This window comes from Streptomyces sp. NPDC033131, from assembly GCF_055578365.1.
Genome location: NZ_JBVIPA010000028.1, coordinates 955 through 18,899 on the forward strand (window position 1 = coordinate 955; position 17,945 = coordinate 18,899).

General features: G+C 71.5%; 14 protein-coding genes and 2 tRNA genes. 2 read left to right on the forward strand and 14 right to left on the reverse strand.

Annotated elements, in window-relative coordinates:
* Window positions 1-179 precede the first annotated feature (179 nt).
* The 8 genes from holA to leuS all read right to left on the reverse strand — a co-directional run bounded on the left by holA (window position 180) and on the right by leuS (window position 12,112).
* Window positions 180-1,169, reverse strand: a complete 990-nt coding sequence (holA, locus tag ACZ5XS_RS29970) for a DNA polymerase III subunit delta (protein WP_468656529.1) — start codon at window positions 1,167-1,169, stop codon at window positions 180-182.
* Window positions 1,170-1,340: 171 nt separating this feature from the next.
* The gene (locus ACZ5XS_RS29975) at window positions 1,341-1,586 is read right to left on the reverse strand and encodes a hypothetical protein (protein ID WP_468656531.1); all 246 of its coding nucleotides are present in this window, start codon (window positions 1,584-1,586) and stop codon (window positions 1,341-1,343) included.
* A 73-nt stretch (window positions 1,587-1,659) separates the two neighbouring features.
* The gene (locus ACZ5XS_RS29980; protein ID WP_468656533.1) at window positions 1,660-2,514 is read right to left on the reverse strand and encodes an arylamine N-acetyltransferase family protein; all 855 of its coding nucleotides are present in this window, start codon (window positions 2,512-2,514) and stop codon (window positions 1,660-1,662) included.
* Window positions 2,515-2,518: 4 nt separating this feature from the next.
* Window positions 2,519-5,158 carry a ComEC/Rec2 family competence protein gene (locus ACZ5XS_RS29985; protein ID WP_468656535.1) on the reverse strand — a complete coding sequence of 880 codons (2,640 nt, stop codon included), beginning with the start codon at window positions 5,156-5,158 and terminating at the stop codon, window positions 2,519-2,521.
* Window positions 5,155-5,862: a ComEA family DNA-binding protein gene (locus ACZ5XS_RS29990; protein WP_468656700.1), complete on the reverse strand. Its 708-nt coding sequence runs from the start codon at window positions 5,860-5,862 to the stop codon at window positions 5,155-5,157. The genes ACZ5XS_RS29985 and ACZ5XS_RS29990 overlap by 4 nt, the downstream gene beginning before the upstream one ends.
* Window positions 5,863-7,423: 1,561 nt before the next feature.
* A complete protein-coding gene (locus ACZ5XS_RS29995; protein WP_468656537.1) occupies window positions 7,424-8,269 on the reverse strand; it encodes a DegV family protein in 846 nt (281 codons plus the stop codon).
* Window positions 8,270-8,340: 71 nt separating this feature from the next.
* Window positions 8,341-9,087, reverse strand: coding sequence for a hypothetical protein (locus ACZ5XS_RS30000; protein WP_468656539.1), 747 nt, complete (start codon window positions 9,085-9,087; stop codon window positions 8,341-8,343).
* 136 nt (window positions 9,088-9,223) lie between these two features.
* Window positions 9,224-12,112 carry a leucine--tRNA ligase gene (leuS, locus tag ACZ5XS_RS30005; protein ID WP_468656541.1) on the reverse strand — a complete coding sequence of 963 codons (2,889 nt, stop codon included), beginning with the start codon at window positions 12,110-12,112 and terminating at the stop codon, window positions 9,224-9,226.
* Between the two features lie 451 nt (window positions 12,113-12,563).
* On the opposite strand from leuS, the gene ACZ5XS_RS30010 reads away from it, so the two are divergent.
* Window positions 12,564-13,850 carry a cytochrome b/b6 domain-containing protein gene (locus ACZ5XS_RS30010; RefSeq protein ID WP_468656543.1) on the forward strand — a complete coding sequence of 429 codons (1,287 nt, stop codon included), beginning with the start codon at window positions 12,564-12,566 and terminating at the stop codon, window positions 13,848-13,850.
* Window positions 13,847-15,460 (forward strand): NADH-quinone oxidoreductase subunit NuoF family protein, encoded by a 1,614-nt coding sequence (locus ACZ5XS_RS30015; protein WP_217239927.1) that lies wholly within the window; start codon window positions 13,847-13,849, stop codon window positions 15,458-15,460. Before ACZ5XS_RS30010 ends, ACZ5XS_RS30015 begins: the two co-directional genes overlap by 4 nt.
* 123 nt (window positions 15,461-15,583) lie before the next feature.
* Here the strand turns inward: ACZ5XS_RS30015 and ACZ5XS_RS30020 are convergent.
* The 6 genes from ACZ5XS_RS30020 to rsfS all read right to left on the reverse strand — a co-directional run bounded on the left by ACZ5XS_RS30020 (window position 15,584) and on the right by rsfS (window position 17,913).
* Window positions 15,584-15,656, reverse strand: a tRNA-Ala gene (locus ACZ5XS_RS30020).
* Between the two features lie 133 nt (window positions 15,657-15,789).
* Window positions 15,790-16,023: a hypothetical protein gene (locus ACZ5XS_RS30025; RefSeq protein WP_007492859.1), complete on the reverse strand. Its 234-nt coding sequence runs from the start codon at window positions 16,021-16,023 to the stop codon at window positions 15,790-15,792.
* Between the two features lie 3 nt (window positions 16,024-16,026).
* Window positions 16,027-16,200, reverse strand: a complete 174-nt coding sequence (locus tag ACZ5XS_RS30030; RefSeq protein WP_468656545.1) for a hypothetical protein — start codon at window positions 16,198-16,200, stop codon at window positions 16,027-16,029.
* A gap of 438 nt (window positions 16,201-16,638) precedes the next feature.
* Window positions 16,639-16,711: transfer RNA gene (locus ACZ5XS_RS30035), tRNA-Ala, on the reverse strand.
* Between the two features lie 93 nt (window positions 16,712-16,804).
* The gene (locus ACZ5XS_RS30040; RefSeq protein WP_468656547.1) at window positions 16,805-17,473 is read right to left on the reverse strand and encodes a histidine phosphatase family protein; all 669 of its coding nucleotides are present in this window, start codon (window positions 17,471-17,473) and stop codon (window positions 16,805-16,807) included.
* Window positions 17,470-17,913 carry a ribosome silencing factor gene (gene rsfS / locus ACZ5XS_RS30045; protein WP_217239929.1) on the reverse strand — a complete coding sequence of 148 codons (444 nt, stop codon included), beginning with the start codon at window positions 17,911-17,913 and terminating at the stop codon, window positions 17,470-17,472. Before rsfS ends, ACZ5XS_RS30040 begins: the two co-directional genes overlap by 4 nt.
* Window positions 17,914-17,945: the final 32 nt, after the last annotated feature.

Below are 17,945 nucleotides of genomic sequence, written 5' to 3' on the forward strand. Positions count from 1 at the left end.
CCCGCCCTCCGGACCGTGCCCGCCCTCCGGATTACGCCCGTCCCCTGGACCGCACCAGCACCTCCGCGACCAAGCCCGCCCTCCGGACCGTGCCCGCCCTCCGGATTACGCCCGTCCCCTGGACCGCACCAGCACCTCCGCGACCAAGCCCGCCCTCCGGACCGTGCCCGTCCTCCGGATCACGCCCGTCCCCTGGACCGCGCCGCCCGCGCGATCGCTACGACCGCCTTCTCCAGGGCGTACTCGGGGTCGTCCCCGCCGCCCTTCACCCCGGCGTCGGCCTCGGCCACGGCCCGCAGCGCGAAGGCAACTCCGTCCGGCGTCCACCCCCGCATCTGCTGCCGCACCCGGTCGATCTTCCACGGCGGCATCCCGAGTTCCCGCGCGAGATCGGCGGGACGGCCTCCTCGTGCTGAGGACAGCTTGCCGATGGCCCGCACGCCCTGCGCCAACGCGCTGGTGATCAACACCGGCGCGACCCCCGTCGCCAGCGACCACCTGAGCGCCTCCAGCGCCTCGGCGACCCGCCCCTCCACCGCCCGGTCCGCGACGGTGAAGCTCGACGCCTCGGCCCGCCCGGTGTAGTACCGCCCGACGACGGCCTCGTCGATGGTCCCCTCGACGTCGGCGGCGAGCTGGGACACGGCGGAGGCCAGCTCCCGCAGATCACTCCCGATCGAGTCCACGAGCGCCTGACAGGCCTCGGGCGTCGCCGACCGCCCGATCGTCCGGAACTCGCCCCGCACGAACGCCAGCCGGTCCGCCGGCTTCGTCATCTTCGGGCACGCCACCTCCCGCGCCCCCACCTTGCGCGCGGCATCCAGCAGCCCCTTGCCCTTGGCCCCGCCTGCGTGCAGCAGCACCAGCGTGATCTCCTCGGCGGGCGCCCCGAGATACGCCTTCACGTCCTTGATCGTGTCGGCCGACAGATCCTGCGCATTGCGTACGACGACAACCTTCCGCTCCGCGAAGAGCGACGGGCTGGTCAGCTCCGCAAGCGTCCCAGGCTGCAACTGATCCGGCGTCAGGTCCCGCACGTCGGTATCCGCATCCGCCGCCCTGGCAGCCACCACCACCTCCCGCACAGCGCGGTCGAGCAGCAGCTCCTCCTGGCCGACGGCAAGCGTCACGGCGGCGAGAGGGTCGTCTTCAGCAGTCTTCCTGGCCATCGCGTACAGCATGGCACGGGCCACTGACAGCGGAGCCGTCCGTCAGGCCGCGGGTGGTCGTGCGTGGGTCGCGCGGCTCGCCCGCCCGGCGGGGTGCCGTCCGCGCCCACCCGTGCCGCCCCAGCGCCGCGCACCATCAGTCCCCGGCCCTGCTCCGCCCCCGCCTCGGGGCTACGGCTCCTCCCGCCACCCGTCCCATTCACCTGCGAACTCGTCCAGCTGGCGAGGATCCAACCGCTCCCCGTCATCCCGGAGCACCACCAGCCACTGCGCGTCTTCCGCATCGTCCTCCCCGGCCAGCGCATCCCGCACAAGCCGCGGCTCCTCGTCGACCCCGAACCGCTCCCGCAGCGCCTCGGCCACCTCCTCCGCCGCATCCCGGTCGGGCAGCACCAGCACATGTCTCACATCACTCACGGAGCCATTGTCAGGCACCCTGCCCGACCGAACCGAGCCTCCCTCCCCTCCCCTCCCCTCCCCCCGGCAAGAATCACCCGCTCCGGTCGGCACTCCGCACCACCGGCACCCGGTCGAGTTCGACGCCGAACCGCTCCCGATACACCTCCAGCACCTCCTCGTCCGTCTCCAGCCCACGCTCCTGCCGCGTCCCGTCGCTCCCCGTCACCTTGAAGCGACGCCCGCTGAGCGTGATCCGTCCCCCGTCCTCCGTGACCCGCGAGCAGACCAGCGACCGCGTGAAGTGCGACCGGGGTGAGGTGCTGTGCCACCAGGCCCCGACCACGAAGTCCCCGAGCTCCCGTGGCCGCACCTCCAACCGGTATTCAGCCCTGCCGTCCATGACGACATCCAGATCCGCCGCCCCCGCCGCCCGAACCCCGGCCGCGTCCGGCCCCGCCTCGACGATCCGGAACGTGCCACCGGGATCCTCCTGCTCCCCCCGCGCCCCGAACGCCAGCGGATAGTGGCTGTGCGCCCCGAACCCGACGTCGGCCAGCCACTCACCCCCGTCCACGGTCCGCACCCGCAGCGCGACATGGTCGTACGGAATCCCGAGCCGCCCCTCCTCCCCGTACACCCGCGCCGCGAGCAGCGTGACGTCGAACCCGAGCGCGGTGAGCAACAGCCCGAACACTCCGTTGAGCTCGTAACAGAACCCTCCCCTCCGCGCACCCACCACCTTGTCCAGCAGCCGCTTCTCCTCCAGCACGATCTCCTCCCCGAGATGGACCGACAGGTTCTCGAAGGGCACGGTCTGCAGATGGCGCAGGTGCAGATCGCGCAGCACGCCGATGGTGGCGCTCGGGACGCCGTCGGCGCCGGCGGGCCACGCCGACCCTTCGATTCCCAGACGGCGAAGGTAGGCGTCAACCTGTGCGGAGTTCATGACCTCAGTCTCGCGCCACCCGAAGCTCCCCGGGACCCGTACCCGCACCCGTGCTCCCCGCTACTGCGACAGCCCCGTCCCGGTCCGTACGCAGCACCACCGCACCTCCCGCCCGCAGCGCCGCGACCGTGCTGGGAGCAGGGTGTCCGTACGGGTTGTCGGCACCGCAAGAGATGAGCGCCAGCCGCGGGGCCACCCGGCGTATCAGCTCCGGGTCCTGGTACGCAGAGCCGTGGTGGGCGACCTTGAGCACGTCCATCCCGCCCAGCCGCGCACCTGCGGGGGACCTCAACAGCGCCTGCTGTGCCGGAGGTTCGAGGTCCCCGAGGAGCAGAAACCGCAGCCCGGCCGATCTGACGAGCAGGGCCACGCTCGCGTCGTTCGGCCCCTCCGGCTCCGGCACCGGGCTCGGCGGCGGCCACAGCACCTCCCAGGACAGCGCCCCGGTCCGCCGCCGCTCCCCGGCCACGCCACGGGTCACGGGAATACGCCGCGCCGCCGCCTCCCTCCGTACGAACCCGGCCTGGTCCGCGGGCTCTTCGTAGCCGGTCGTCTCGATCGCCCCGACGGACCGTCCCCGCAGTACTCCGGGCAGCCCCGCCACATGGTCGGCGTGGAAGTGGGTCAGCACGACCAGGGGGATCCTGGTGATTCCGAGCGCTCGCAGACAGTGGTCGACGAGTGCCGGATCGGGGCCCGCGTCCACGACCACGCCCGTGCCCTCGCCGGCCACGAGCACCGTCGCGTCGCCCTGGCCCACGTCACACATCGCCAGCCGCCAACCCGGCGGCGGCCAGCCCGTGATCACCCGGGTCAGCGGCGGCGGCTGCACGACGGCCAGCAGGGCCAGCAGCGCGCAGGCGGCGCACAGCCAGGGATGTCCCAGCAGTCGCCGGCCTGTGAGCAGGACGGCCACGGTGACGAGGAGGAGCAGCGCCGCCCCACCCCAGCTGGCCGGCCAGTCCACTCCTGCGCCGGGCAGCGCCGCGCCCGTTCGGGCGATCTCCGCGATCCACTCCGTCGGCCAACTCGCGCACCAGGCCAGTGCCTTCGCCACCGGCATCACCACGGGCGCCGTGGCCAACGCGGCGAAGCCCAGCACCGTGGCCGGCGCGACCGCGAACTCCACGAGGATGTTGCACGGCACCGCCACCAGGCTGACCCGCGCCGACAGCACGGCGACGACCGGCGCGCACAGGGCCTGCGCGGCTGCCGCCGCCGCCAGCGCCTCCGCCAGTCTCGGCGGAACTCGGCGCCGTCGCAGGGCGAGGCTCCAGCGGGGTGCCAGCGTGAGCAGTGCGCCGGTGGCCAGGACGGAGAGCAGGAAGCCGTAACTCCGGGCCAGCCACGGGTCGTACAGCACCAGCAGCAGGACGGCCGTCGCAAGCGCCGGGATCAGCGACCGGCGGCGTCCGGTCGCGAGCGCGAGCAGAGCGACGGCTCCGCAGGCGGCAGCCCTCAGCACACTCGGGTCCGGCCTGCACACGACGACGAACACGAGGGTGAGCACCCCGCCCAGCAGTGCGGTCGTCCGGAGCGAGATGCCCAGGCGGGGCGCGAGTCCGCGGCGCTCGGCGAGCTGGGCCAGGCCGGGCGGGCCGACGAGCAGGGCGAGGATGATGGTGAGGTTGCTCCCGGAGACGGCCAGGATGTGCGCGAGGTCGGTCTCCTTGAAGGCCTCGTCCAGTTCCGGGGTGATCCGCGCGGTGTCCCCGACGACCAGCCCCGGCAACAGCGCCCGCGCGTCCGCCGACAGCCCGTCCGTGGCCTCCCGCAGCCCCGCGCGCAGCCGGCCCGCGAACCGCTGCGCCCCCGACGGCTCCTGCACCACCTCCGGCGCCGCCCGGCCCCGCACTCGCAGCACTGCCGCGACCCGGTCGCCGCCCACCACGGCCGGCGCCAGCCGCGCGGTCACCCGCAGCCGCGTGGACGGCAACAGCCCGAGCCACGGCGACCGGCCCGGCCCGTCCGCGGAGGCCCGCCCGCCCGACGCCCCGCTCCACGCTCTCCCGGCCCCCGAACCCACATCGACGATCATCAGCACCGGCGTGCGCGTCGCCACCACCGACCCATGCGCCATCTCGACACGTCGTACCTCGCCGTTGAGCAGCACAGAGACCGGCGCCGCGTGGTTTCCCCTGATCCGGGGCCGGGTGAGCCGGGGATCGGAGGTCACCTCGACCTCAGCGGTCGCCGTGGCGTACTGCCGTGCCAGCGCGGGCACCGGACCCCGCCGCAGATCGGCTCCGTGGAGCCCGGCGGACACGGCTGCCGCTCCGACACAGAGCAGCACGGCGGCGACCGAGGCACGGGGCCAGGTGACGCGCGCGGGCCGGGCGCGCGCCCGCCCGGACACCAGGAGTACACCGGCTGCCACGAGACACCCCACCGCGAGGGCGGTGGCCCACCGCCCTGAGGCGTTCAGCGTCAACGCGGCCGTCGCCCAGGCCGTGAGCGCGGGCGGTACGAGACGTAGATCCGTCGGTCCTTCCTGTCGGGGGTGAGCGTCTCCCAGCCGTTTCCCGGAGGCCGTGTGGACGGCGGAGGTGCGGCCCGGGCTGGGTTCACGACCGGAACGGGGTTCATGGCCGGGGTCGGCATCCACTGCGTCGTGCCCGGTCGGCACGTGGGAGGCCTGCCTCATGGCCGTACGAGATTCCGCAGATCGGCGAAGCGGCGGTCGCCGATGCCGTTGACCTCACGCAGTTCGTCCACCGAACGGAAGCCCCCATGCTGGGTGCGGTAGTCGATGATGTGCTGCGCCAGCACCGGGCCGACGCCCGGCAGCGTGTCGAGCTGGTCCGCGGTGGCCGTGTTGAGGGAGACAGGGGCAGCCGGTGCCGCTCCCCCCACCGAGCCGACCGAACCGGACGGGCCCCCCGCACCCGTGCCTCCGGTACCTCCCGAGCCAGGCATCGCGGCGGCAGGAGCCCCGACGATCACCTGTTCTCCGTCCACGAGGAACCTGGCACGGTTGAGACCGTCGGTGTTCGTACCGGGACGCACCCCACCTGCCGCGCGCAACGCGTCGGCGACTCGCGAACCGGCCGGCAGCCGGTGGATGCCCGGCTCACGAACCTTGCCGCCGACGTCCACGACGATCTCGACCCCCGCCGTCCCCACGGCGTTCGGCGCACCGGTCGAGGCGCTCGGCTCCGCCTGCTCGCCGCGGTGGTGTCCCTCCTCGTACGGAGCCGCCCCACGCACCACCTCGGGCGCCCGGACTGGCTCGGTCCGGCCCGCCCAGAAGTGCTGCACGGCGAAGACCGCGGCGATCACGAGCAACACGGAGAGCGCGAGCACGCTCCGTCGCTCCAGACCACACCTCGTCTGCACCCACACCGGCATCCGCTCCCGCAGAGCAAACCCGGCCCACATCCGCCGCCGCCCCACCTCGCCGAGTCCCGCCTCAAGGCCGGCCCCACCGCTCCTGACTGCCTCGACCTCCCCGACAGCCAACCCAGCCGATCCACGCGCTTCCACCGATCCGACCGATCCGACCGATCCGACCGATCCGAACGATCCGAACGGTCCGGCCGATTCCACAGAGTCGAGCGATCCCACCGGTCCGGCCGGTCCGCCTGGTCCGACTGGTCCAGCCGAACCAACTTGTCCAGCCGACCCGAGCGGCTCGAACGATCCCACCGATCCGATCGGCGCCACCGGTTCGACGGCTCCACCGTCTTCGGCGGCAGCATGGGCGAGGCCCTCGGGGAACCGCCCGACCTGCCTAACCCGCCCAACCGGCCCAACCGGCTGAGCCGATCCAACTGATCCCATCGGTCCGGCTGGGCCGCCCACCTGACCCGATCCAACCGCCCCGGCTGCTCCAACCGGTCCAGCAGACCCGACCGCCCTTGGCGACACCGGCGACCCCGGCAACCCCGGCAACCCCGGCGACACCGGCGGCCCCAGCGCCCCAGGCGGCTCCAGCGCCCCAGGTGTCCTCACCGGCCCAGCTGATCCAACAGGTCCTGCGGATCCAACCGGCCCAGCAGGCCCGGCCAGCCCAGTCGACCCACCTGTTCCACCAGACCCACCCGGCCTACATCGTTCACCGGACCCACCGGACCCACAGGGCCCACAGGGCCCACCGGGCCCACCGGGCCCACCCGGCTCGGTCGATCCGACACTCGCATCTCCCCCACACGCCGAACTCCCCGCCCCCGCCGAACTCCCCGTCCCCACACCATCCGCCCCAGCCGCCGCTCCCCCAGCCACATCATCGCGAGACCCCGCCCGACCGCCGGGGCCCTCCCCGGACACCCACTCCCCGTCCACGCCGCCACTCGACGCAACCGGGCTCGCCCCCGTACTCCCGACAGCCGAACTCGCACCCGGACTCCCGTCGCCACCATCCCCAGCCCGCGCTCCACCATCCCCAGCCCGCGCTCCACCATCCGCAGCCCGCACTTCACCATCCCCAGCCCGCGCTCCACCATCCCCAGCCCGCGCTCCACCATCCCCAGCCCGCGCTCCACCGCCCGCGCCCCCCGCTTCACCAACCACGCCCGCCTCCCCACCCCCCGGCGGACTCTTCCCCGACTCCCGCCACTCCCCCGCGCGTTCGGCGAACAACGCCTCGGCGCGCCGCCTGAGTTCGTCCGCGGAGGCGTGCCGGTGGCGGGCACGGCCGCCGCGGGCCGGTGCCCGGCGGTGGCGGGTGCGCCCGTCGGAGGAGGGGCCACGTCCGGGGCCGCTGGTGGGATTCGCTGTGCGTGAGCGTGATCGAAGTGCCATGCGCCGAGGATCGGTCACATCGGCCCTGCCGCGATGATCTTGGTCAATTCCCGGGGATTACCGCCGGGTTGTGGAAAACTCCGTCACCCTCACGAGCGACAACGCTTCGCCGGCCGGCACTTTTCCGCACCTCTCCACACCGCGTGCCAAGGCCCCCGGCTCGCCGGCCTCAGCGCGGCGAGACCACAACCCCCAGCAACCCGGGTCCCGTATGCGCCCCGATCACCGCACCGACTTCGCTCACATGCAGATCGGCCAGCCCCGGCACCCGCACCCGCAGCCGGTCCGCCAGGGCCGACGCCCGCTCGGGGGCGGCGAGATGGTGCACGGCGATGTCGACCTTGGCGCTGCCGGCCCGGTCCGCCACGATCTCCTCGAGGCGGGCGATGGCCTTGGACGCCGTCCGCACCTTCTCCAGGGGCTCGATCCGGCCGCCCTGGAGCTGCAGCAACGGCTTCACCGCGAGCGCGGAACCGAAGAGGGCCTGCGCGGCGCCGATCCGGCCGCCGCGACGCAGATAGTCGAGGGTGTCGACGTAGAAGTAGGCGGAGGTGCCCGCGGCCCGCTTCTCCGCGGCCGTGACGGCCTCGTCCACCGTGCCGCCCGACTCCGCGACCTCGGCCGCGGCGAGCGCGCAGAACCCGAGGGCCATGGCGATCATCCCGGTGTCCACCACCCGCACCGGCACCGGAGCCTCGCGCGCCGCCACGACCGCCGCGTCGTGCGTGCCGGAGAGTTCGGCGGACAGGTGCAGGGAGACGATGCCGGTGGCGCCGGCCTCGGCGGCCTTGCGGTAGGTCTCCGCGAACACCTGGGGGCTCGGCCGCGAGGTGGTGACGGAGCGCCGCTTCTGCAGTGCCTGGGCCAGGGAACGGGTCGAGATCTCGGTGCCCTCCTCGAGCGCCCGGTCGCCGAGAACCACGGTCAGCGGCACCGCGGTGATGCCGTGGCGCTCCATCGTCCGCGGCGGCAGGTAGGCCGTTGAATCGGTGACGATCGCGACATGGCGGGACATGAGCTGGAGGTTACCTGGCGTAGCGCCCCGGCGGCAGCCCGGGCCCTCTCACCTGGGTGCCCGTGTCCGGATCAAGTCGTGGTCTCGGGGCGGGCCTTCTTCTGCCAGGGGTACGTCGGGCGCGCACTCGGCGGAGTGATGGCGGGCCGTGTGGCCTCCTCGGCGGGGCGTGCCTGGGGCGTGTCGGTCCAGGCCTGCTGGGCAGTGCCGCCGGCAGCGGCCGGGGCCTCCGGCCACGGGGGCGGCGGTGTGGCCGAGCCGGGGCTGGGTTCCGCGGTCGTCCAGTGCCGCAGGGCGCCGGCCTCGACGTCGATCTGCGTGCTCAGCGAGTCCAGGTCGTCGTCGGCGAAGCGCCGGGCCCGGTCGCGGGCCGCCCAGCGCAGCGAGTCCGCCGACTGGGTGATCCGCTCGGTGCGCTCGCGCAGGCCGGGCAGCCGCTCGCCGAGCGTGGACTTGTCGGGCTCGGACTCCAGGCGCCGGAGCTCGGCGTCCAGTTCGTGCCCGTGCGCGCTGAGCCGCTCGAAGAGGCCGATGGACTCCTTGAGGGACTCGTCCTCGGCCACGCCCGCGTGCAGGGCCTCCTGGGTGGCGCGCATCGACGTGCGCAGCTTGAGCCGCAGTTGGGCGATCTCGCCGGACGGGCCGAGGTGGGCGAAGGACTTGGCACGCAGGGTGTGGTCCTCGACCGTACGACGGGCCTGGGTGATGGTGCGGTCCACTCCGCGCTTGGCGGCACCTACCACCTTCACCGTGGCATAGGCACCGAGCACCACAAAGAGCACGAAAAGCAGGGCGACAACTGCGATCACTGCTTCCACCAGCTCCTCCTCCGACCGTCGGCACGCTCCGCGCCGCTCTTCAACGGTAAACGCTACGGGCAGGCCCTGAGTTCCAGAAGAACCCCGAACCTGCCCGTAGGGGACTACCCCGAGTAGCGGCCGGCGCCGCCGTAACCTACGCCGGAACGATGTTCACCAGCTTCGGCGCCCGCACGATCACCTTGCGGATCCCGGCGCCGTCCAGCGCCGCCACGACCTTCTCGTCGGCCAGCGCGACCTTCTCCAGCTCGTCGTCGGAGATCGACGGGGAGACCTCCAGCCGTGCCTTGACCTTGCCCTTGATCTGCACGACGCAGGTCACACTCTCGTCGACGGTGTACGCCGGGTCGGCGACCGGGAAGTCCTGGTGGACGACCGAGTCGGTGTGTCCCAGCCTGCGCCACAGCTCCTCGGCGATGTGCGGGGCCAGCGGCGCGACCAGCAGCACCAGCCGCTCGGCGACGGAGCGCGGCACATCGCCGCCCGCCTTGGTCAGGTGGTTGTTCAGCTCGGTGACCTTGGCGATGGCGGTGTTGAACCGCATGCCCTCCAGGTCCTGGCGCACCCCGTCGATCGCCTTGTGCAGGGCACGCAGCGTGTCCTCGTCGGGCTCGGTGTCGGCCACCGACAGGGAGCCGGTCGTCTCGTCGACGACGTTGCGCCACAGCCGCTGCAGCAGCCGGAACTGGCCCACCACCGCGCGCGTGTCCCACGGCCGGGACACGTCCAGCGGGCCCATCGCCATCTCGTACAGGCGCAGGGTGTCCGCGCCGTACTCCTCGCAGATCTCGTCCGGAGTGACCGCGTTCTTCAGGGACTTGCCCATCTTGCCCAGCAGCCGGGAGACCTTCTCGCCCTGGTAGTAGTACGCGCCGTCGCGCTCCTCCACCTCGGCGGCGGGCACCGCGATGCCACGGCTGTCACGGTAGACGTAGGCCTGGATCATGCCCTGGTTGAACAGTTTGTGGAACGGCTCGGCCGAGGAGACGTGACCCAGGTCGTGCAGCACCTTGGACCAGAAGCGCGCGTACAGCAGGTGCAGTACGGCGTGCTCGGCGCCGCCGACGTACAGGTCGACGCCGCCGTGCGGCTGGCCCTCGCGGGGGCCCATCCAGTACTGCTCGATCTCCGGGTCGACCAGCTTCTGGTCGTTGTGCGGGTCCAGGTAACGCAGCTCGTACCAGCAGGAACCGGCCCAGTTGGGCATGGTGTTGGTCTCACGGCGGTACGGGCGGGGGCCCCGTCCGTCACCCAGGTCCAGGGTGACGTTGACCCAGTCCTCGTTGCGTGACAGGGGGGTCTCGGGCACGGTGTCGGCGTCGTCCGGGTCGAAGGTGCGCGGCGAGTAGTCCTCGACCTCCGGCAGCTCCAGCGGCAGCATCGACTCGGGCAGGGAGTGGGCGATGCCGTCCTCGTCGTAGACGATCGGGAAGGGCTCGCCCCAGTAGCGCTGCCGGCTGAACAGCCAGTCGCGCAGCCGGAAGTTGACGGTGCCCTCGCCGACGCCCTTGGACTCCAGCCACTCGATGATGCGCGCCTTGGCGTCGGCGACGCCCAGGCCGTCCAGCGAGACCTCGTCGTTGGCGGAGTTGATGATCTTCGCGTCGTACGACGCGAAGGCGTCCACCCACGTGGAGGTGTCGGTGCCGCGGCCGTCGGTCGGCTCGACGATGCAGTGGATCGGCAGCTCGAAGGCGCGCGCGAACTCGAAGTCGCGCTGGTCGCCCGCGGGTACGGCCATGATCGCGCCGGTGCCGTAGCCCATCAGCACGTAGTCGGCGATGAAGACCGGGACCTGCTCGCCGTTGACCGGGTTGGTCGCGTACGCGCCGATGAAGACACCGGTCTTGTCCTTGGCCTCGGCCTGCCGCTCGACGTCGGACTTGGAGGCGGCCTGCGCGCGGTACGCGGCGACGGCCTCGGCCGGGGTCGCGTGGCCGCCGGTCCACACGTCGTGCGTGCCCCCGGGCCAGGCGTCGGGCGTGAACTTCTCGACCAGCGGGTGCTCGGGCGCCAGCACCATGTAGGTCGCGCCGAACAGGGTGTCCGGGCGCGTGGTGAAGACCGTGACGCGCTCGCCGTCGATCGGGAAGTCGACGCGGGCGCCCTCGGAGCGGCCGATCCAGTTGCGCTGCTGCAGCTTGATCGCCTCGGGCCAGTCCAGCGCGTCCAGGTCGTCCAGCAGCCGGTCGGCATAAGCGGTGATCCGCATGTTCCACTGGCGCAGCTTGGCCTTGAAGACGGGGAAGTTGCCGCGCTCGGAGCGGCCGTCGGCGGTGACCTCCTCGTTGGCCAGCACGGTGCCCAGCCCGGGGCACCAGTTGACCGGCGCGTCGGAGGCGTACGCCAGGCGGAACTCGCTCAGGACGTCGGCGCGCTCGGTGTCGCTCAGCTCCTGCCACGCGCGCGTGTGGCCCGGTACGGCCCGCTCACCGGTCTCGAACCGGGCGATCAGCTCGGAGATGGGGCGGGCCCTGTCAGCCTCGTCGTCGTACCAGGAGTTGAAGATCTGCAGGAAGATCCACTGGGTCCACTTGTAGTAGTCCGGGTCGATCGTGGCGAACGACCGGCGGTTGTCGTGGCCCAGACCCAGCCGGCGCAGCTGGACCTTCATGTTCTCGATGTTGGCCTCGGTGGACACGCGCGGGTGCGTGCCGGTCTGCACGGCGTACTGCTCGGCGGGCAGGCCGAAGGCGTCGAAGCCCAGCGTGTGCAGGACGTTGTGGCCGGTCATCCGGTGGAAGCGGGCGAAGACGTCGGTGGCGATGTAGCCCAGAGGGTGACCGACGTGCAGACCCGCACCGGACGGATACGGGAACATGTCCATGAGAAACTTCTTGGGCCTGGCCGCCAGCTCCGGGTCGCCGGCCAGGTCACCGCTCGGGTTCGGCGCCTCGTAGGTGCCCTCGGCGTCCCAGAAGTCCTGCCAGCGTGCCTCGATGTCGGCCGCCATGGCGGCCGTGTAGCGGTGCGGCGCTGTTTCCGCCGACATGGCAGCGGTGGCAGCGGGGTTCGTCTCGCTCATGGTCCTCAAAGCTCCATCGATCGTCTCTGCCAGCGGCGGTGACATCCAAGAAACGAAAAATCCCCTCGCACAGGAGGGGACGCCGCGCCGATTCCGACCAACCGATTCGCCCGGTGGTCGGGACTGATCAGCGCGGCTCGCTAAGCAGAAGGCGTACGGCACGCATGGCGTTAGGGTACCGCAGCCGTTGAGCACGATGCGACGCGCTTACGTATGCCTCATTGGCACCGGGTGCCGCTCCTCACAGATTGCGTCCAGCACACCGAAGACACTCGACACCAACGGAACCCACGCCAAAGGTTACTTCGCGTAACAGCCACTAAGGGACATCACAGCGGCCACATTGTCGTTTGATAACAACGCAATAACTCAAACCTCGTACCCATCGGTATGGAGCCACTTAGAGTGCGGCAGCGGGACCGCTTTCCCGAAACTGCTCGGAGTTGCCCCCATGAACCCTCGTCGTAGTAACACCTCGCTCCCCAAGCCGGGCCGGTCGGCCTATGGGGCTGCGTCGGCTGCCTTCCTGCTCTTCCTACCCGTGTTCGTGCTGGTCGGAGGTGACAGGGTCCGGGACTTCCTCAATTTCGGCGCGGGTGTCCTGTGCCTCGTGTCGCTCAGCTGCTCGGTGATCTGGGGCCTGGTCGCCCAGGACCGGGTTTTCCTGAACACGCGCCAACGGATCATCGGACAGGCGGTGCACCGGACGACCGCGGTCGCCTCGATCGCGTTCCTGCTGTTGCACATCACCACCAAGATCGCGCTCGAGCACACGAGTCTGATCTCGGCGCTGATCCCCTTCTCGCTCGGCATCACCGGAAGCGCCGGCCTGATCGGCCTCGGCTCCCTGGCCGGCCTGCTCATGATCTTCGTGGGCATCACCGGCGCCATGCGCAGCGCCTTCGCCTCCCCCGCGCCGGTGGCGGCCCGCTGGCGTGCCATGCACATGCTGGCCTATCCGGCCTGGTGCGCGGCCCTCATCCACGGTCTCTACGCGGGTCGCACGGCGAAACCGATCTTCGTCATCATGTACGGCCTCTGCCTGCTCGGCGTCACCGCAGCCCTCGCCCTGCGCGCGGCCCCCCGCCCGGTCAAACGCAGGGTCGCCGACAAGATCACCGCGGTTCTGGGGGCCGGCGAGGAGCGGCCCGGCCGCGACGAGCTCGACGCGAGCCGGGCCAGGATGGCGGAGACGGGCGCGCTGCCCGGCTACGAGAACCAGCGCGGGAACCGCTCCCGGCCCGGCACGTCCCCCCGGTTCGACGCGCCCATGGGCGCCCCCGCGTCCCCGGAGCCCGCCAACGGCTTCGCGGCCGCCTACCGTGCCGTGTCGACGCCACGCCAGCGGCAGCCCTACGCCGATCAGACCGCACGTATGGACCTGCCGATGGACATGCAGCCCACGGAGGCGGTCCCGCGCGTCGACAACGGCGGCAGCACCTCGGGCAGCTGGCCGATCCCGTCCCCGCCGCCGGTCGGCGAGGCACCCCCGTCCGCCTACGACCCGCTCCAGGACACGGGATACAACATCCCCGCCTACGGAAACCAGGACACGGGCCAGTACGGCACGAGTGACGTGTACGACACCGGTGAGTCGAACACCTACTACGGCACGTACAACCCGAACGACACGTACAACAGCGGTCCCGCCACTGAAACACTGCCCGGTGCTTCGTACGACTTCGACGCACCGGGTTCGGGCGAACCTTGGAACACGCCTTCCGGAGGCTTTAAGTGAACGAGGCCCTGCCCGACGTCCCAGAAGTCCGCGTGGTCGGCCTTCCCCAGCTCACGTCGGGCTTCGACCTTGTGGAAAGGCTCGATCTGCCCATGCACCTGAAGGTGCACGGGCCGCTCGAACCCATGGGCGGAGAGCAGCTCGCGAAGCTCTCGGAGGCCATCAACCTGAAGGGCCGCGGCGGCGCGGGTTTCCCCTTCCACAAGAAGCTGCGCTCGGTCGCCGAATCGGCGATCAAGCGCGGCGTACGGCCGGTCGTCGTCGTCAACGGCAGCGAGGACGAGCCGGCCTGCCGCAAGGACACGGTGCTCATCAACCGTGCCCCGCACCTCATCCTGGACGGCGCGCTGCTGGTCGCGGAGGCCCTGGGTGCCCGCACGCTCGTGGTGGGGGTGACACGTGAGTCCACGCAGCGCTCCATGGAGGCCGCCCTCGCCGAACGCGGCCTCAGCAACGGCCGTCGATCGGCGCTACGCGCGCGCGTGCAGCGCAATCCCGTCCGCATGGTCACCGGAGCGGCGGCGTCGCTGATCCGCTCCATCGACGGCGGCCCCGCGATCCCGCCCGGCCGCAAGGTCAGCGCCTCCCAGACCGGCGTGGGCGGAGCACCCACGCTGCTGTCGAACGCGGAGACCTTCGCGCAGCTCGCCATCGCCGCCCGCATCGGCCCGGAGCGCTACGGCAACACCGGCCTGTACGACGAGCCGGGCACCGTCATGCTCACGGTCTCCGGCGCGGTCGCCCGCCCCATGGTCATCGAGGTCCCCACGGGTGTCCCGCTGCGCTACGTCCTCCAGCTCGCCGGCGCCCCGCCGGTCCCGCAGGGCGTGCTGACCGGCGGCTACCACGGCAAGTGGATCGACGCGGCGACGGTCAACGAGGCGATCGTCTCCCGCAACTCGCTGGACGCGGTGGGCGGTTCCCTGGGCGCCGGCGCGATCCTGCCGATCAGTCAGGAGACCTGCCCGCTGGGCGAGTCACTGCGCGTGGCGCAGTGGCTCGCCGAGGAGAGCGCGGGACAGTGCGGTCCCTGCTACCTCGGGCTGCCGGCCGCCGCGCGCGGCATGGAGGACATCATCAACGGCGGCGGCCCGGCCGCCCTCGAGGCCCTCAAGCAGGTCGCCAAGAACGTGAAGCGGCGCGGGGCGTGTTCGCACCCCGACGGGTCCGCGATGTTCCTGGAGTCGACGATCAAGGCGTTCACGGACGACCTGGCCGCGCACGTCCTGGGGAACGGCTGCGGAAGGCCCGTGGAGGGCGTCCTGCCGCTCTTCGAGGGCGGCCAGACGCCCACGGGCATCCCCGGCGGCAGCGAGTCCGAGGAGAACGGCCCCAGCCGCCAGAAGATCTACGTCGACTGGACGCTGTGCCGGGGTCACGGCCTGTGCGCCGACATCCTCCCGGAGGTCTTCGAGCTGGGCGCCGACGGCTTCCCGACCGTCGCGCAGGCCCAGGTGCCGCGCTACGCGGAGGCGAAGGCACTGCGCGCCGTGCGGCGCTGCCCGGCGCTGGCCCTGCGCCTGGAGGAGGACACCCGCTCGCAGGGTGCGACCCGCAACAACCTCCCGGTCCTCTCCCAGGGCCGCGGCCGCCGCGCCCTGGGTCGCTGAACACACTCCGGCGGGCCGCCCTTGAGGGCGGCCCGCCGTTCTCCTGCCATCGGCAGACGCAGACATACCCCCACACACGCCGAAGGCGGGTCATCCTCACGGATGACCCGCCTTCGATTGCTGTGGAGCTAAGGAGAATTGAACTCCTGACCTCCTGCATGCCATGCAGGCGCTCTACCAACTGAGCTATAGCCCCTCGCGGCCGTGCGGAGAAACCGCCTGTTGACCGCGCCGCCCGGTTTCCCCGGCGGCGACGCCAACTTTACCGGCCGACCGGGTGGAGCACCAAATCGTTTCCGTTCTGTCCGGATACGGGAGTTGATGTCGCCTCACGCGGTGACGAACGAATAGAACCGTTTGAGCGTGCAGTGCTCTTCGAGGAGCCGCCCGTAGATCGGCTCACCCTCCAGTTCGCGGTACGTCTCGATCGGATCGCCTTTTATGATCAGCGCCCGCGCGCACTCCTCGCACCAGTACTGGTACTCGGAGTTGACCGGCTCCATGTCACGGACGATCGGCGTACCGCTGCCGCACCAGTCGCACTTTCGCCTGTGTGCACCCATCGATCAGCTCCAGCTGTGGCCGCAGGCCGTGCACACGTAGGAAATCCCGCCGTTGTCCCCCAGGACCTGGGCGACGTGGACGGAACCACAGGAAGGGCAGCTGAGGCGGGTGACCGTGTCCCGTGTCGATGCTGCTTCGCGGAGGTGGCCGACCTCCGCGAGGATGCTCGCAGGCATCACTACTCCCTCCCGTCGGGCCGCGCCCCCTTCCGGCCGTTTGATTCTGCCACGGCCGGACCAATACGGTCAGCGACGCCTCAGTACCAGTCCGGACACGGCACCCGCCGCGGCGGTCCCGGCCGGCGCGAAACTGCACGCCAAAGCGTTTCCGCAGAGGTATACGCCTCCAAGCCCCCAAGTGACTCAAGCCGATTCAAGAACAGTGTGCCCGGGTTCTCGGGCCCCACCCCGGCGGCGTCCGCGTGAGCGTCCGGCCGAGGGCGGGCGCGGGCCCGTCCGCCCCGCACCGGTGCAGGCGACGTACAGCGGCGCACCGCTCTCACCACCGCCCTGGCCACCGCCCGAGGAGACGGGTCCGGCGCACGACCGGGGCCGGTATAAAAGAAATCCCGCCCCAACGGGACGGGATCTTCACCAAGCGATCTTCGACAACTGTGGAGCTAAGGAGAATTGAACTCCTGACCTCCTGCATGCCATGCAGGCGCTCTACCAACTGAGCTATAGCCCCTTGCGTTCTTCCCGCTCGGCGGGCGAACAAGAAGAACTTTAGCCTGCGACCTGCCGGAAAGTGAAATCCGGGTCGCGGGCCCGAGTACGACGCTCAGTCGTCGTCGCCGAGCACCGGCTCCGGGAGAGTGCCGGCGTTGTGCTCGAGGAGGCGCCAGCCGCGCGCTCCCTCGCCGAGGACGGACCAGCAGCAGTTGGAGAGTCCGCCGAGGCTCTCCCAGTGGTGCGCCTCCAGGCCGAGGAGGCGTCCGATGGTCGTCCGGATCGTGCCGCCGTGGCTGACCACGACGAGCGTGCCGTCGTCGGGAAGCTTCTCGGCGTGCCGCAGCACCACGGGGGCGGCGCGGTCGGCGACCTCGGTCTCCAGTTCGCCGCCGCCGCGGCGCACCGGCTCGCCGCGCTTCCACGCCGCGTACTCCTCGCCGTGCCGGGCGATGATCTCCTCGTGCGTCAGCCCCTGCCAGACACCCGCGTAGGTCTCCCGCAGCCCCTCGTCGTGGGTCACCTCCAGGCCGGTGAGCTCGGCGAGCTCGGCGGCCGTGTTGGCGGCCCGCTGAAGGTCGGAGGCGACGATCGCGTCGGGGGTCAGGGAGGCCAGCAGCCGGGCGGCGCGCCGGGCCTGGGAGACGCCGGTCTCGGTGAGGGCGACGTCCGTGGTGCCCTGGAAGCGGCGCTCCACGTTCCACGCGGTCTGGCCGTGCCGCCAGAGGATGACACGGCGGCCGCGGCCCGGCTTCCGGCCGGCTCCCGTGGGGGCGCTCACCGCGCGTCCCCGAACTCGGCGGCGTCCTCCTCGGCGCGCAGCTTGGCGTGCTCCTGGCCCTTGCCGCGGGTCGCCTTGGCGTCGGCGGGCAGGTCGAGCTCGGGGCAGTCCTTCCACAGCCGTTCCAGGGCGTAGAAGACACGCTCCTCGCTGTGCTGGACGTGTACGACGATGTCCACGTAGTCCAGCAGGACCCAGCGGGCCTCGCGGTCGCCCTCGCGGCGCACCGGCTTGACGCCGAGCTCCTTCGAGAGCCGCTCCTCGATCTCGTCGACGATCGACTTGACCTGGCGGTCGTTGGGCGCGGAGGCCAGCAGGAAGGCGTCGGTGATCGACAGGACGTCACTGACGTCGTAGGCGATGACGTCGTGCGCCAGCTTGTCGGCTGCCGCCTGGGCGGCGGTGGTGATGAGCTCGAGAGAGCGGTCAGTCGCGGTCACTACAAGGCTTTCGGTCGGCGGACACTTGACAC